This is a genomic window from Curvibacter delicatus NBRC 14919, from assembly GCF_001592265.1.
Taxonomy (GTDB): domain Bacteria; phylum Pseudomonadota; class Gammaproteobacteria; order Burkholderiales; family Burkholderiaceae_C; genus Hylemonella; species Hylemonella delicata.
Window position 1 is genome coordinate 40,746 of the sequence record NZ_BCWP01000002.1, and the last position, 13,915, is coordinate 54,660.

A 13,915-nucleotide genomic window follows, 5' to 3' on the forward strand; every position below is an offset into this window, starting at 1 on the left:
CAAGCATGCCTAACACCCAGAATGGAGAACGTCGTTGTGGCCTTTGACGAATCTTGAATCTGCCCAGATTGAAGACGACCTCTCCTCGGCAAGCGCACTTGTAGTCGACAGCAACCCCACCTCCCGGGCGATTCTGGTCAACCAGCTGCGCGATTTCGGCGTGGGCTCGGTGTCCCAGTGCACACGCGTGGTGGATGCACGGCGCCAGCTGGAGTTCAAGACTTTCGACATCGTGCTGTGCGAACACCACTTCGGCAAGGACTCCGCCACCGGCCAGGACCTGCTGGACGATCTGCGCCGCAACCAGCTGTTGCCGTTCTCCACCGTATTCGTCATGGTCACGGGCGAGGCCAGCTACGCCAAGGTGGCCGAAGCGGCCGAATCGGCACTCGACGGCTACCTGCTCAAACCGCACACGGCCACCAACCTGGGCGACCGTCTGTTCCAGGCGCGCCAGCGCAAGATCTCGCTGCAGGACATCTTTGCCGCCATTGAGGTCGACGATTTCAAGCGCGCGGCCACGCTGTGCATGGAACGCTTCGAAAGCCGCGGCCAGTTCTGGCTCTATGCCGCACGCATCGGTGCCGAATTGCTGATGCGCATCGAAAAATACGCCGATGCCCAGCGCCTGTATGAAGCTGTGGTTGCCGCCAAGACGGTGCCCTGGGCCAAGCTGGGCGTGGCGCGTTCCCTGCTCGGCAGTGGTGAGCCGACACGCGCCATCAGCACGCTGGAAAACCTGATCGCCGAAGACCCGACCTATGCCGATGCCTACGACGTGCTCGGTCGCGCCCAGTTCGAACTCGGCCGCTTCGACCGTGCGCTCGACACCTACAAGATGGCGTGCACCATGACCCCGCATTCCGTCGTCCGGTTGCAGAACCTGGGCATGATGACCTACTACAGCGGCGACCGGGCCGAGGCGGAAAAAATCCTGGGCAAAACAGCGCGCGTGGGCCTGGACTCCAAGATGTTCGACCCCCAGACCCTGGTGTTGCTGGCTTTTGCTCGTCTGGAAAACAACGACCGCAAAGGTGTGCAGCACTGCCAGGACGACTTCATCAAACTGCTGGAACGCCATGGCGACAATCCGCGCTACCGACGGCTGGCGGCGATCGTCGACGCCCTGATCCTGATCCTGGACCGCCAGTTCGCCCGTTCGGTAGATGCGGTGCGCGACATGGCCGCCCGGGTCATGGAGCCCAGCTTCGACTTCGAATCCGCATCCAACCTGCTGGCCCTCATGGGCCAATTGGCCAACAAAGCCATCCAGCTCGACGAAGTCGACCGGGTGGTGGACACGCTGGGCATGCGCTTTTGCACCAGCCGCTCGCTGGCCGAATTGCTGGCCGGCTCGGCTGCGGTGTATCCCACCTATGCGGAACGTATCCGGCTGCGCAACGCCCAAGTCCTCAAGTACGCCGAGAACGCCATGACACTGAGCATGGGCGGCAACCCCACGGCGGCCGTCAAGGACCTGATTGCCCATGGCGAGGAAACGCAAAACGCCAAGCTGGTTGAAACCGCCTATCTGGTGCTGCAGCGTTATGCCGCCAAGGTCGAAGACCTGGAGCAACTGACCGCCGTCGTGCAGGAACTGCGCACCCGTTTCGGCCCTGCCAGCGTACGCCCCACGCTGGGCGAACCCAAGCGCGAAGCCGGCGCCCTGCGGCTGCGCACCGGCTCACGCTCGGTCGAACCCGCCGACGAAGCCGTGGCAGGTTCAACGGTAGAATGACGCCTTCGATCCAGCGACTCCCGGAAGCGTGGCAGAGTGGTCGATTGCACCGGTCTTGAAAACCGGCGACGGGCAACCGTCCGTGAGTTCGAATCTCACCGCTTCCGCCAGCGAGTCAACTGCTTGCCACAATGGTCCTTGTGCCGTTCAGCATCAAGTGGCAACACGAATCCTGGATGCGCCAACTGACGCACCATCTTCACGCAAGCGGCATCTCACCACCCAGCGCGTCGATCAAATCCGGCAGGAGTTTGGACAGTTCTCCGGTTGCAATTGCCGCATCGGCATCGAAGCCGTCGTCCTTGTCGGTGGAGGCCCCTTCAAACACCACATCCAGGAACGCCAGCTTCTTGAGCTGCAGCCCCTCGGTCAGTACAAATGACACACGGCTGTTCCAGGTGAGGGCCAGCCGCGTGGGCAGCTTGCCGCTTTGCACGTATTGCTTGACCTCTTCGGTGTCCAGCGGGTGGCGGGTGTAACGCACGACCGCCTTGGATTCATCCGCGGCCTTGAGTTCACACTCCCGGTCCACGCTGAAACCGGCCGGTGCCTCCTGGGCGATCAACCACTCGGACATTGCCGCCGTCGGGGTTTGCTGGGTCTGGAGCAGCGTCACGGCCAGTCCCTCCAGGCATTTCACCAGCATCGTGACGACATCGTCGGCCTTGGCCTGGCTGCCGGCATCGATCACCAGCAGCCTGGCATCCGGATCGATCCAGACAAAAACCGAGGCCTCCTTGGCGAAGGCCATGGGCATCAATTCCAGCTTGATGTCGTCCTTCAGTTCGCGGATGGCCTTCTTGCCGGGTTTGCGTCCGGTACTCTCCTCGATCTGGGCCGCACGCTCCTTGGCCTTGCGGGTCACCACCGAACCGGGCACCGTTTTGGTTTCAATCTTCAGCTTCAGGATCAGCTGCCTGCCGACTGATTCCACCAGCGGGCCGTGGGCCTCGCCGCGCGGTTCGACCCAGCCCACCGACTTTTCCTGGCTGGCGCCGCAAGGCGTGAACCGGGCGCCATCCAGACCGTCTTCCATCTCCGCCAGGGTTGCGGACCAATCGGGTCCGACTCGATACACCATCAAATTCTTGAACACTTTCACCCTTTTTTGTTGTTGGACCCAACGCTTTCGTCCTGGCCGATCATCCCATTAATTGCACTCACCCCAGCGGGCAAGCTGCCAGCGGACGACGCAAAAGACCGGGATTTTCCGTCTTATTACGGTGTTTGGGATCGCTGCAGGTGAGTACAAATGACACCCATGAAGGAGTCTGCCATGCACAACAGCCTTGAACTTGCCAAAGCATACGTCCGGGCCAACATCGAAGACCCGGCCTGCATCTGCTACGGTATTCGCGCGGCCATGGCGGATGGCAGTGAACTCTTCAAGCTGACGAATGCAGAACTCGTGGAGCTGCACGCCTTTGTCAGTGAAGTGGTCGACACCCCGCGTGCATGGGGATCGAGTTCGAAGCCTGCAACCGCCTGGAACATCGGGCCTCAGCGCGACACGGGAATGCGGCTCGGGCTCATGCCCACGCCGTAGCCATCCCCCGACTGACACCAACGTCATGCCCACCAAGCATGGCGTTCTTCTTGGCTCAGCTCCAGAGGTCAAGCGGCGGGTCGTTCACCACGGCGCGCAGGATGTCGGTGCGCGACACGAAACCGGTGACCGTGCCGTCATCGTTGACCACCGGCAGACCAGGCAGGTGGGTGTCGAGCAGCACACGTGCAACACGGCGCAGATCGGTATCGGGGCCGACGGCGGGCACCGGGGTCCACATGATGTCGGCCACCGGCTGGTTCAGCATGGCACGCCAGACCAGGGAGTTGGCGCCGGGCAGCGGCAGCTTGTCAGGCTGCAGCAGGTCGGCACGCGTGAGCAGGCCGACCAGCCAGCCCCGCGCGTCGACCACTGGCGCCTGCCCCAGCCCCTGTGCGGCCAGCAGCTGCCAGGCATCCAGCACCGGCATGTCGGCCGGCACGGACGTCACGCCACGACTCATCACGTCGACGACCTTGCTGAGCGGGTGACGCTGCGTCTGTGCCGCGCCGGCCTGCGCATAGGCCGCCAGTGGGCTGCGACGCCCCGCAGATGCTGCCGCATGGGATGCCGTACTGCCCGCGGTCGTCTCAGGCATGACCTGCGGACTCAGCGGTTCGATGCCGCGCGTGCGTGCGACAGCGCCCACGGCCGTGACCTGCCGCAACTCCTCCATCGCCCCTTTGAACACTCGCCCCGTGACGCCGTAAACCGAGAACATGTTGCTTGCCTCTTTGCGCTGTCGATAGTGCGCAATATACCGGCCCGTGGAAAGGCGCCCCCAGGATCAATCGCCGGCCAGGAACAGGGACTGCAGATCGCTCAGGAAATCGAAGCCGCGTTCGGTCGGCATCACGCGGGCCAGGTCGCGCGTGACCAGGCCCTTGCGTTCCGCCTCTTCCAGCCCGTGCTGGATGGCGGTCAGGGCGAGGCCGGTACGTTCGCTGAATTCGGCCAGTGCAAAGCCCTGGCGCAGGCGCAGCGCATTAAGCATGTACTCGAAGGGCAGGTCGGCGCGGCGGATCTCTTCTTCCTGCGCTATCGGCAAGCCCTGCAGCGCCTTGTCCATGTAAAGCCGTGGCTCGCGCAGGCGCACCTGGCGCACGATGCGGTGCGCAAAACTGAGCTTGCTGTGGGCACCGGCACCGATGCCGAGATAGTCGCCGAACTGCCAGTAGTTGAGGTTGTGCCGGCAGTGGTGGCCGCTGCGTGCGTAGGCCGACACCTCGTAGCGCTGCAGGCCAGCCAGGCCGGTGCGCTCGGTGATGATGTCGAGCATGGCATAGGCCTCGTCGTCTTCCGGCACCTGGGGCGGGTACTTGGCGAACCAGGTGTTGGGCTCGATGGTGAGGTGGTAGATCGACAGGTGCGGCGGCGCAAAGGCCAGCGCCTGGTCCACATCCTGCCGCAGCTGCGCCTGGGTCTGACCCGGCAGCGCGTACATCAGGTCAAGGTTGAAGGTGTCGAAGCTGCGCGCGGCCTCTTCCAGTGCCGCGATGGCCTGGGCGCGGTCGTGCACGCGGCCGATGGCCTTCAGGTGTTCGTCGTTGAAACTCTGCACACCGACCGACAGGCGCGTGACGCCAGCGCTGCGGAAGGCGCGGAAGCGGTCTTTCTCGAAGGTGCCGGGGTTGGCTTCCAGCGTGATCTCGCAGTCGGCCGACAGCTTGAGGCGCGCGCGGATGGCGGCCAGCAGCTGGTCGATCGCCTGCGGCGAAAACAGGCTGGGCGTGCCGCCACCCAGGAAGATGCTGTGCACCGTGCGGCCCCACACCAGCGGCAGCGCAGCCTCCAGATCAGCCACCAGCGCATCGATGTAGCGCTGCTCGGGCATGTCACCGGCACGCATCTCGTGCGAGTTGAAGTCGCAATACGGGCACTTGCGGATGCACCAGGGCAGGTGCACGTAGAGCGCCAACGGCGGCAGGCTGCTGAGTTGCAGCGTGCCGGGGCGCAGGTAGTGTTGAATGTCGGGCTGTTGCACGTTGCTCAAAGCCAATTCTGACGGATCAGCTCCACCATCTGCCGCGCGGCGCGACCACGGTGGCTGTTGGCGTTCTTCACATCGGTGGGCAACTCGGCGAAGGTCTTGCCGAACTCGGGGATGAACATCACCGGGTCAAAGCCGAAGCCATTGGTGCCGCGGCGCTCGCGCGCGATCTCGCCCGTGACACGACCCACCGCAATCAGCGGCTCCGGGTCGTCGGCCGAACGCACCGCCACCAGGGTGCTGACCATGGCGGCACGGCGGTTGTCGATGGCCTGCATCTGCTCCAGCAGCGCACGCACATTGTTGTCGTCGCTCTTGGCGTAGCCGAACTGGGTGGCGTAGAACGCCGTGTCCACCCCCGGCAGACCGCCGAAGGCATCCACACACAAACCGGCATCGTCGGCCAGCGCCGGCAGGCCGCTCAGGCTGGCCGCATGGCGCGCCTTGGCCAGCGCGTTCTCGACGAAGGTACGAAACGGTTCTTCGGCTTCGGGAATGCCCAGTTCGCCCTGGCGCACCAGTTCCAGCCCGAGCGGTGCCAGCATGTCCTGCAGTTCGCGCAGTTTGCCCTGGTTGTTGGAGGCCAATACGATTTTCATCATCAAATCAGGCCTTACGCCTCGTGAATATTGCGCCAACAGCTATTATTTTGATAGCGATTCGGTTTGCAGACGAACCAGTTCGCGGATGCCCTGGTCGGCCAGCTCAAGCAGGAGATCCATCTCCTGGCGGCTGAAGGCAGCACCTTCGGCCGTGCCCTGCACCTCGATAAAGTGGCCGGCCCCGGTCATCACCACATTCATGTCGGTGTCGCAGGCCGAGTCCTCGGTGTACTCCAGGTCGAGCAGCGGCGTGCCCTGCACGACCCCCACCGACACCGCAGCCACGTGGCCGGTGATGGGCGACTCGCTCAGCTTGCCGGCGGCCAGCAGGGTATTGACAGCATCCTGCGCCGCCACAAAAGCGCCAGTGATGGCGGCCGTGCGCGTGCCGCCGTCGGCCTGGATCACGTCGCAGTCGAGCGTGATGGTGCGCTCGCCGAGTTTGGTCAGGTCGAACACGGCGCGCAGGGAACGGCCGATCAGGCGCTGGATTTCCTGCGTGCGGCCGCTCTGCTTGCCGCGTGCGGCCTCGCGGTCACTGCGGGTGTGGGTGGCGCGCGGCAGCATGCCGTACTCAGCCGTAACCCAACCCTCGCCGCTGCCGCGCTTGTGCGGCGGCACCCGGTCTTCGACCGAGGCGGTGCAGAGCACGCGCGTGTTGCCGAATTCGATCAGCACCGAACCTTCGGCGTGCATGGTGTAGCCGCGCGTGATGCGCACCGGGCGCAACTGGTCAGCGGCACGCCCGCCGCCTCGGATGTATTTGCTCATGGTTCTTTCGGTTCACTACCGCGACGGGCCGCGGTACGGCGGATGGCCTCGTTGATTTCGGCAATCGAGCGCTCGATCGCCTCGTCATCCAGGTCTTCCACCACATTGTCCAGCAGGCTGGCCTGCACCGTGGAGGCAAACACGCCTTCGTTGATGCTGTCGGTTGTCACGCCGCCTTGGGTGGCCTCGAAGGCGTCCGGCGTTTCCCATTCCAGGGCAATCACGGTCACGTTGTCGCTGCTGGTACCGGCCTTGGCCAAGGCTTTTTCCACCAGGTCCGGCACGGCGTGCGAGACCGGCTTGAGGCCCAGGTCGTAGACGATTTCGACGTCGCTCAGGCTGCCCCACAGGCCATCGGAGCACAGCAGGATCTTGTCGCCCTGCTGCAGGCTGACCGGACCGGTGATGTCGAACACCGGGTTGGCCGGCGAACCCAGACAGGTGAACAGGATGTTGCGGTTGATCTTCTCGCCGGCCTTGGTGAGCGGCACTTCGTCCTGCCGCTGCTCCATGTAGGAGTGGTCGCGCGTGCGCGCCAGCATTTCGCCGTCGCGCACCATGTACAGGCGCGAGTCGCCGCAGTGAACCCAGGTCACACTGCCACCCTGGATCAGGGCCGCCACCACCGTGGTGCGCGGGGAATCGAGCATGCCCTTCTCGGCAGCGTAACGCAGGATCTGGCGATGCGCCGCCATGACCGCCGATGCCAGGAAAGCACGCGGGTCGGCGATTTCGGGCCGCGCTTCCTTCTGGAACATGGCCGCCATGACCTGCAGCGTCATCTGGGCAGCAATCTCGCCTTCGGGGTGGCCGCCCATGCCATCGGCCAACAGGAAAAGACCGGTATTGCGCGTGTAGCAATAACCCATGCGGTCTTCATTCATCTCCCGGCCGCCCTTGCGGCTGACTTGGTAAACCGAAAATCTCATCGTTGTTTTCCGCCCAGTCCAGGCATGCCCTTCACGCTCTTCTTGGTGTCGGCCACCATGGTGTCGAACTGCAGGCGCACTTTCTCGCCCATGGTGAGTTTGGTGTAACGACGCTCACTCTCGCGGCTCAGCTCCTTCTGCAGGGCAAACACCGACTGCGGCCTTGAGAGCGGGTCCAGCGCCATGCACCACTCGACCACTTCGATCAGGTTGTCCGAATAAATGCCGCGCAGCCTGGAAAGCGCAACGCCGATACGGTCCTTCTCCAGCCGCTGTGGCGCCTCGTTGGGTGGATAACCCTGCATGCAGGCGTAGATGCAGGCACCGATGGCGTAGATGTCGGTCCACGGCCCCATGGCAGCATCACGCCTGTACATCTCGGGCGCGGCAAAACCGGGCGTGTACATCGGACGGATGAAGTTGCCTTCCTTGCTCAGCACCTCGCGCGCGGCGCCGAAGTCGATCAGCACCGAGCGGTTGTCGTCGGTGATGAAGATGTTGGCCGGCTTGATGTCCAGGTGCAGCATCTTGTGCTGGTGCACGATGCGCAGACCGCGCAGGATCTCATCAAACAGCGAGCGGATGGTGGACTCGCGGAATACCTTCTGCTGCTTGAGGTCGCGCGCGGTGATGATGAATTCCTGCAGGGACGCCCCTTCCAGGTAGTTCATCACCATGTAGACGGTTTCGTTCTCGCGGAAGAAATTGAGCACGCTCACCACCGAAGGGTGGGAGATCTGCGCCAGAGCGCGGCCCTCTTCAAAAAAACTCTTGAGACCCAGGCGGTAGAGCGAGAGCTTTTCCGGTGGCACCTCCGGCAACAGCTTGCCCGGCGCGCGCGACACCAGCGAGGCAGGCAGGTATTCCTTGATGGCGACCTGCTGGCCGTCCGGATCCTGTGCCAGGTAGACCACGCCAAACCCGCCGGCGGCCAGCTTGCGGGATATGCGGTAACCCCCAAGAAGGGTGTCCGGAGGCAAGGGCGCGGGTTTGAGCTTTGACATAATTCAGAGCGGCAGGCGCTCGATGATCGGGCGCAACCCGGTTATTCTTGGGCACATTCCACAGATTAAGACATCGCAATGCCAGTTTACAGCATGACTGGCTATGCCAGTGCCCAGCACGGCGCAGCCAACACCCCCAGCGAAAGCGAGCCGCGCAACGCGGCCAGCAGTCGGCTCGGCCTTGAAATCCGTTCGGTCAACAGCCGCTTCCTGGACCTGACTTTCCGTCTGCCCGAGGAGTTGCGCCCCTTCGAACCGGCGCTGCGTGAACTGCTGACCGCCAAGCTCAAGCGCGGCAAGGTGGAAGTGCGGGCCTTCATCGAAAGCGGCACAGCCACTGCCGTCAGCGAGCCCTCGCCGCGGCTGATGCAGCGACTCAACACCGTGCAGGACAGCATCAAGGCCTGGCTGCCGCAGGCTCAAGCCCTGAGTGTGGCCGACATCCTGCGGCTGGCGGCCAGCGAGCAGTCCGGCACGCGCGACTGGAGCCAGGACGTCATGCCGCTGGCCGAGAAAGCCCTCAAGGCCTTGCTGACCGCACGCCAGCGTGAAGGCGAGCGCCTGGCCGCCATGCTGCTGGAGCGCATCGGCCAGTTGCGAGCCCTGGCAGCGCAAGCCGGCCCGCTGGTGCCGCAGCTGGTGGAACAGCAGCGCCAGCGTTTCCTGGAACGCTGGAAAGAGGCCATGGCCCTGACTGATGGCGCCGTCCTGCCCGAAGCAGCGCAGGACCGTGCGCTGACCGAGGCCACCGCCTTCGCCATCCGCATCGACGTGGCGGAAGAAATCACACGCCTGAACTCGCACCTGGACGAACTGGAACGCCTGATCAAAAAAGGCGGCGAGATCGGCAAGCGGCTCGACTTCCTGATCCAGGAACTGCACCGCGAGGCCAACACCCTGGGCTCCAAGTCTGCCGCGCTGGAGTTGACCCACATCTCGGTCGACATGAAGGTGCTGATCGAGCAGATGCGCGAGCAGGTCCAGAACATAGAATAGGCCGATCCTCCTGCAGCCGCCCCCCCACATGGATCATCATCCCGGAAACCTGTTTGTCATCGCCGCCCCCAGTGGGGCCGGCAAGTCCAGCCTGGTCAAGGCGCTGCTGGAGCGCGATCCCAAGCTCCAGCTCTCGGTTTCGCACACCACGCGCGCGCCGCGCGGCCAGGAACAGAACGGCCGGGAGTACTTCTTCATCTCGCCTGCCGCCTTTGACGCCATGGTGCTGGCCAATGCCTTCGTCGAATGGGCGCATGTGCACAACCACCGCTACGGCACCTCGCGCCAGGCAGTGGAGGACAAGATCCTGGCGGGCGATGACATCGTGCTGGAAATCGACTTCCAGGGCGCGATGCAGATCAAGAAACAGTTCGCCAATGCCATCACCATCTTCATCCTGCCGCCGAGCTGGGACGAGTTGCGCGCCCGGCTGGAGAAGCGGGGCGAGGATTCGCCGGAAGTGATCGCACTGCGGCTCCAGAACGCCGCCACCGAGATGGCGCAGGCCGAAAAATTCGATTTCGTTATAATCAACGACTTGTTCGATCGCGCGCTTGCCGACATCCAGTCGGTGGTGCACGCCCAGCGGCTCAGGTACCCGACCCAGCGCCGCGTCCGTGCAGAAACTTTCCAGGCGCTGCAACTGCCTTAATTGCCGCCTCCTTTGGCTTTCCGGAGAAATTCTCATGGCCCGTATTACCGTCGAAGACTGCCTGCAGCAGATCCCCAACCGTTTTCAACTGGTGCTGGCCGCGACCTACCGTGCGCGCATGCTGAGCCAGGGCCACACGCCCAAGATCGAAAGCAAGAACAAGCCGGCCGTGACAGCCCTGCGTGAAATTGCCGCCGGCAAGGTTGGCATTGAAATGCTCAAGAAAGTGCCGACCTGACCACAGGATTCGCCAGACAGAAAAAGCACCGCATCGCGGTGCTTTTTTTATGGCCCGGCAGCCACGTCGACCTCAGGCTATATTTGGGGGGTGAGTAGCCTGCTCAAATCCACCTCCACCACGCCGGTGCGTCTGCCCGCCGGCGCACAGGAGGCTGCGTCCAACCCGGCCGCAGCCAATGCGACTGCGGCCAGTTTTGCCGGCCTCACCGCCAAGCTGGACTACCTGTCCCCCTCCGATCTGGAACAGGTGCGCCTGGCCTACCGTTTTGCCGACGAAGCCCACCTGGGCCAGCTGCGCAACAGTGGCGAGCCTTACATCACCCACCCGATCGCCGTGGCGGCGCAGTGCGCCGAATGGAAACTCGACGCCCAGGCACTGATGGCCGCCCTGCTGCACGATGCCCTGGAAGACTGCGGCGTCACCAAGATCGAACTGATCGAACGCTTTGGTGCCCCTGTGGCGGAGCTGGTGGACGGCCTGACCAAGCTGGACAAGCTGCAGTTCAACACCCGCGAAGAGAGCCAAGCCGAATCCTTCCGCAAGATGCTGCTGGCCATGGCGCGCGACGTGCGCGTCATCCTCATCAAGCTGGCCGACCGCACCCACAACATGCGCACGCTGTCCGACGTTCCGCGCAGCAAGTGGGGACGCATCTCGTCGGAAACGCTGGAAATCTACGCACCCATCGCCTACCGGCTGGGGCTGAACCAGACCTACCGGGAGTTGCAGGATCTGGCCTTCCGGCACCTGCGCCCCTGGCGTTATGCCATTCTGGCCAAGGCCATCGCCAAATCGCGCGGCCGCCGGCGTGACCTGATCCAGAAAGTGCAGAAGGAAGTGGAAGGCGCTTTTGCCACCATCGGCATGCCGGTGCGCATTGCCGGACGGGAGAAGACGCTCTACTCCATCTACCGCAAGATGGACGAAAAACACCTGAGCTTTGCCCAGATCAGTGACATGTACGGCTTTCGCGTCATCGTCCCCACACTCGGCGACTGCTACACCGCGCTCGGCACCCTGCACCAGCTCTACAAGCCGGTGCCGGGCAAGTTCAAGGACCACATCGCCATCCCCAAGGTCAACGGTTACCAGTCGCTGCACACCACACTGGTGGGGCCGTCCGGCGTGAACGTCGAATTCCAGTTGCGCACCGAGGCCATGCACATCGTGGCCGAATCGGGCGTGGCCGCCCACTGGCTCTACAAGGCCAAGGAACCCGACAGCCCGACCACCGCACGGTTGGGGGCCCAGTGGCTGCAGTCTCTGCTCGACATCCAGAGCGAGACACGCGATGCCGCCGAGTTCTGGGACCACGTCAAGGTCGACCTGTTCCCGGAAGCTGTCTACGTCTTCACGCCCAAGAGCAAGATCATGGCGCTGCCGCGCGGTGCCACCGTGGTGGATTTCGCCTACGCCATCCACAGCAATATTGGTGACCGGGCCATGGCGGCGCGGATCAACGGCGAGCAGGTGCCGCTGCGCACCGAGCTGAAGAGCGGCGATGTGGTCGAGGTCGTCACAGCGCCGGTCTCGACGCCCAATCCGGCTTGGCTGAGCTTCGTGCGCACCGGGCGGGCGCGCTCCAAGATCCGGCACCACCTCAAGACCATGGCGCATGCCGAATCCGAGGCACTGGGCGAAAAACTGCTGCTGCAGGCGCTGCGCGCCGAAGGCATCGACAAATTCCCGACCGATGACGATGCAACCATCCGCTCCGGCCTGTGGGACAAACTGTTGCGCTTCACGGGCAACCGCAGCCGCGCCGAATTGCTGACGGACATCGGGCTGGGCAAGCGCATTGCCAACATTGTCGCCAAACGCCTCGCCACCCTGCTGGTCGAGAGTGGCGAGAAACCGGATGCACTCACACTGACCCGCGGGCGGCTGATGGCACGCGAATCGGCCGTGCAAGGTGCGGTCACCATTGACGGCAGCGAAAACTCCTCCGTCCAGTTCGCGACTTGCTGCCGGCCGGTCCCGGGTGACAGCATCGTCGGCTACTTGGGCCGCGGCGAAGGTCTGGTCGTTCACATCGAGGATTGCGCCGTCGCCCGCAAGCTTCTGAACAAGGACAGCGAACGCTTCATCGGCGTCGACTGGTCGGACGAGCCTGTCCGCGCCTTCGAAACCGGTCTGGTGGTCACCGTCACCAATGGCCAGGGGGTGCTGGCACGCGTCGCATCGGCACTGGCCGCATCGGAAGCCGACATCATCCACATCGACATGGGACAGGAAGCCGCCCAGGAGACCACCGATCTGCGTTTTGTCATCTCGGTGCGCGATCGGGCGCACCTGGAAGCGGCACTGCGCAACCTGCGCCGCACCCCTTCTGTGTTGCACGCAGAACGCAACAAGGCGGCCTGAGAAATCTCAGCTGGCTGCTGGCGCGGGGTAACGCACTGCCAGCACCTCCACCTCTTCCGCGCCGAGCGGCGTGACCAGCTTGACCACGTCGCCCTCGCGCGACTTGAGCAGCGCACGCGCAATCGGCGCGATCCAGCTCACCTGCCCCTGCAAGCTGTCGGCTTCATCAATACCGAGAATGGTGATGGTGCGCTCCACCCCCGCCTGATCCACATAAGTGACGGTGGCACCGAAAAAAACCTGGTCGCTGCCGTGATGGACGCTCGGATCCGTCACCTCGGCAATCTCCAGCCGTTTGGTCAGGAAACGGATGCGTCGGTCAATCTCGCGCAGTCGTTTCTTGCCATAAAGGTAATCCCCGTTTTCCGAACGATCACCGTTGCTGGCGGCCCAATGCACGATGTCGACCACCTTCGGGCGTTCGTTGTCGATCAGATCCAGCAACTCCGCGCGCAGACGCGCGTAACCCTGCGGTGTGATGTAGTTCTTGCCGCCGGTAGGCAATGAGGGCAGTTGCGGATCGTCGTCGTCCGCAGCGTCAGATTCCCTGGTAAAGGCCTTGCTCATGGCGTTTCCCCTCGAACCAGAATTGTGGGTACAAGAAAAAAGCCTGCAACTTTTCAGTTGCAGGCTTTTTATTTTGGTGCGGCTGGCAGGAATCGAACCCACGACCCCTTGGTTCGTAGCCAAGTACTCTATCCAGCTGAGCTACAGCCGCTAAAAATGAAATTATAGCACGATCTTTGATGACTTCCGAAAGGAGGTCGCAAATCGAACAAATTACCCCCAATGCCTGTGGCCTAAGTTGTGGACAACTTGAAGAACAACTCGCGCGACCCGCACCGGCATTGAGCCGGCAAACATTGCACAAGAAAAAGGCAGAGAAATGGTAGGGCGTGAGGGACTTGAACCCCCGACCAAGGGATTATGAGCATGGTTACGGCTAATGTTGTTTTTCGCCACTCGTCGCCATCTGCGGACAACGGACGTTAACAACCTCAACAGCCCTGCGGGTCAAACGGCAAGTCTCGGTAAACCGTGACCGGCCTCGATCAACGCTCGGCGTAGCAAGCGTGCGATCT

Annotated in this window: 14 protein-coding genes and 2 tRNA genes; 7 read left to right on the top strand and 9 right to left on the bottom strand. The window is 63.3% G+C overall.

The features are described from left to right. The first annotated feature begins 43 nt into the window (after positions 1 to 43). Together CDE01S_RS01400 and CDE01S_RS01405 are read left to right on the top strand one after the other, a co-directional pair. Positions 44 to 1,738, top strand: coding sequence for a response regulator (locus CDE01S_RS01400; protein WP_245636076.1), 1,695 nt, complete (start codon positions 44 to 46; stop codon positions 1,736 to 1,738). A gap of 22 nt (positions 1,739 to 1,760) precedes the next feature. Beyond that, positions 1,761 to 1,848 (top strand) — tRNA-Ser (locus CDE01S_RS01405). Positions 1,849 to 1,937: 89 nt separating this feature from the next. Here the strand turns inward: CDE01S_RS01405 and CDE01S_RS01410 are convergent. Next, the gene (locus tag CDE01S_RS01410; RefSeq protein WP_084382636.1) at positions 1,938 to 2,834 is read right to left on the bottom strand and encodes a recombination-associated protein RdgC; all 897 of its coding nucleotides are present in this window, start codon (positions 2,832 to 2,834) and stop codon (positions 1,938 to 1,940) included. A gap of 180 nt (positions 2,835 to 3,014) precedes the next feature. Here CDE01S_RS01410 and CDE01S_RS01415 point away from each other — a divergent pair, with 180 nt between their 5' ends. After that, complete coding sequence (locus tag CDE01S_RS01415) at positions 3,015 to 3,284, top strand: hypothetical protein (protein WP_157077009.1); 270 nt, start codon at positions 3,015 to 3,017, stop codon at positions 3,282 to 3,284. 55 nt (positions 3,285 to 3,339) lie between these two features. Here CDE01S_RS01415 and CDE01S_RS01420 read toward each other — a convergent pair whose 3' ends face one another. The 6 genes from CDE01S_RS01420 to CDE01S_RS01445 form a co-directional block, all read right to left on the bottom strand. After that, complete coding sequence (locus CDE01S_RS01420) at positions 3,340 to 4,005, bottom strand: CBS domain-containing protein (RefSeq protein WP_084382626.1); 666 nt, start codon at positions 4,003 to 4,005, stop codon at positions 3,340 to 3,342. Between the two features lie 66 nt (positions 4,006 to 4,071). Continuing rightward, complete coding sequence (gene hemW, locus CDE01S_RS01425) at positions 4,072 to 5,268, bottom strand: radical SAM family heme chaperone HemW (protein ID WP_066702985.1); 1,197 nt, start codon at positions 5,266 to 5,268, stop codon at positions 4,072 to 4,074. 5 nt (positions 5,269 to 5,273) lie between these two features. Further along, entirely contained in the window at positions 5,274 to 5,873 is a 600-nt protein-coding gene (gene rdgB / locus CDE01S_RS01430; protein ID WP_066702980.1) for an RdgB/HAM1 family non-canonical purine NTP pyrophosphatase, read from the bottom strand. A gap of 45 nt (positions 5,874 to 5,918) precedes the next feature. Further along, complete coding sequence (rph, locus tag CDE01S_RS01435; RefSeq protein WP_066702634.1) at positions 5,919 to 6,647, bottom strand: ribonuclease PH; 729 nt, start codon at positions 6,645 to 6,647, stop codon at positions 5,919 to 5,921. Then, on the bottom strand, positions 6,644 to 7,576 hold the full coding sequence (locus tag CDE01S_RS01440) for a PP2C family protein-serine/threonine phosphatase (RefSeq protein WP_066702639.1): 933 nt from the start codon (positions 7,574 to 7,576) through the stop codon (positions 6,644 to 6,646). Before CDE01S_RS01440 ends, rph begins: the two co-directional genes overlap by 4 nt. Then, the gene (locus tag CDE01S_RS01445) at positions 7,573 to 8,580 is read right to left on the bottom strand and encodes a serine/threonine protein kinase (protein WP_066702642.1); all 1,008 of its coding nucleotides are present in this window, start codon (positions 8,578 to 8,580) and stop codon (positions 7,573 to 7,575) included. Before CDE01S_RS01445 ends, CDE01S_RS01440 begins: the two co-directional genes overlap by 4 nt. Before the next feature lie 78 nt (positions 8,581 to 8,658). On the opposite strand from CDE01S_RS01445, the gene CDE01S_RS01450 reads away from it, so the two are divergent. From CDE01S_RS01450 to CDE01S_RS01465, 4 genes are all read left to right on the top strand, one after another. After that, a complete protein-coding gene (locus tag CDE01S_RS01450) occupies positions 8,659 to 9,576 on the top strand; it encodes a YicC/YloC family endoribonuclease (protein WP_066702645.1) in 918 nt (305 codons plus the stop codon). A 28-nt stretch (positions 9,577 to 9,604) separates the two neighbouring features. Then, entirely contained in the window at positions 9,605 to 10,228 is a 624-nt protein-coding gene (gmk, locus tag CDE01S_RS01455) for a guanylate kinase (protein ID WP_066702648.1), read from the top strand. 34 nt (positions 10,229 to 10,262) lie between these two features. Continuing rightward, on the top strand, positions 10,263 to 10,466 hold the full coding sequence (gene rpoZ / locus CDE01S_RS01460; RefSeq protein ID WP_066702651.1) for a DNA-directed RNA polymerase subunit omega: 204 nt from the start codon (positions 10,263 to 10,265) through the stop codon (positions 10,464 to 10,466). Between the two features lie 126 nt (positions 10,467 to 10,592). Beyond that, the gene (locus CDE01S_RS01465; protein WP_066702655.1) at positions 10,593 to 12,833 is read left to right on the top strand and encodes a RelA/SpoT family protein; all 2,241 of its coding nucleotides are present in this window, start codon (positions 10,593 to 10,595) and stop codon (positions 12,831 to 12,833) included. A 6-nt stretch (positions 12,834 to 12,839) separates the two neighbouring features. Here the strand turns inward: CDE01S_RS01465 and greB are convergent, their stop codons facing one another. Together greB and CDE01S_RS01475 are read right to left on the bottom strand one after the other, a co-directional pair. Next, a complete protein-coding gene (gene greB / locus CDE01S_RS01470) occupies positions 12,840 to 13,400 on the bottom strand; it encodes a transcription elongation factor GreB (RefSeq protein WP_066702658.1) in 561 nt (186 codons plus the stop codon). Between the two features lie 74 nt (positions 13,401 to 13,474). Further along, a tRNA-Arg gene (locus CDE01S_RS01475) sits at positions 13,475 to 13,551 on the bottom strand. Positions 13,552 to 13,915 lie beyond the last annotated feature (364 nt).

Bases quoted from the DNA above. Each gene is read 5' to 3' on its own strand.
- gmk (WP_066702648.1), top strand. From the start codon at position 9,605: ATGGATCATCATCCCGGAAACCTGTTTGTCATCGCCGCCCCCAGTGGG.
- rpoZ (WP_066702651.1), top strand. From the start codon at position 10,263: ATGGCCCGTATTACCGTCGAAGACTGCCTGCAGCAGATCCCCAACCGT.
- CDE01S_RS01415 (WP_157077009.1), top strand. From the start codon at position 3,015: ATGCACAACAGCCTTGAACTTGCCAAAGCATACGTCCGGGCCAACATC.
- CDE01S_RS01420 (WP_084382626.1), bottom strand. From the start codon at position 4,005: ATGTTCTCGGTTTACGGCGTCACGGGGCGAGTGTTCAAAGGGGCGATG.
- CDE01S_RS01445 (WP_066702642.1), bottom strand. From the start codon at position 8,580: ATGTCAAAGCTCAAACCCGCGCCCTTGCCTCCGGACACCCTTCTTGGG.
- rph (WP_066702634.1), bottom strand. From the start codon at position 6,647: ATGAGCAAATACATCCGAGGCGGCGGGCGTGCCGCTGACCAGTTGCGC.
- CDE01S_RS01440 (WP_066702639.1), bottom strand. From the start codon at position 7,576: ATGAGATTTTCGGTTTACCAAGTCAGCCGCAAGGGCGGCCGGGAGATG.
- CDE01S_RS01450 (WP_066702645.1), top strand. From the start codon at position 8,659: ATGCCAGTTTACAGCATGACTGGCTATGCCAGTGCCCAGCACGGCGCA.
- greB (WP_066702658.1), bottom strand. From the start codon at position 13,400: ATGAGCAAGGCCTTTACCAGGGAATCTGACGCTGCGGACGACGACGAT.
- rdgB (WP_066702980.1), bottom strand. From the start codon at position 5,873: ATGAAAATCGTATTGGCCTCCAACAACCAGGGCAAACTGCGCGAACTG.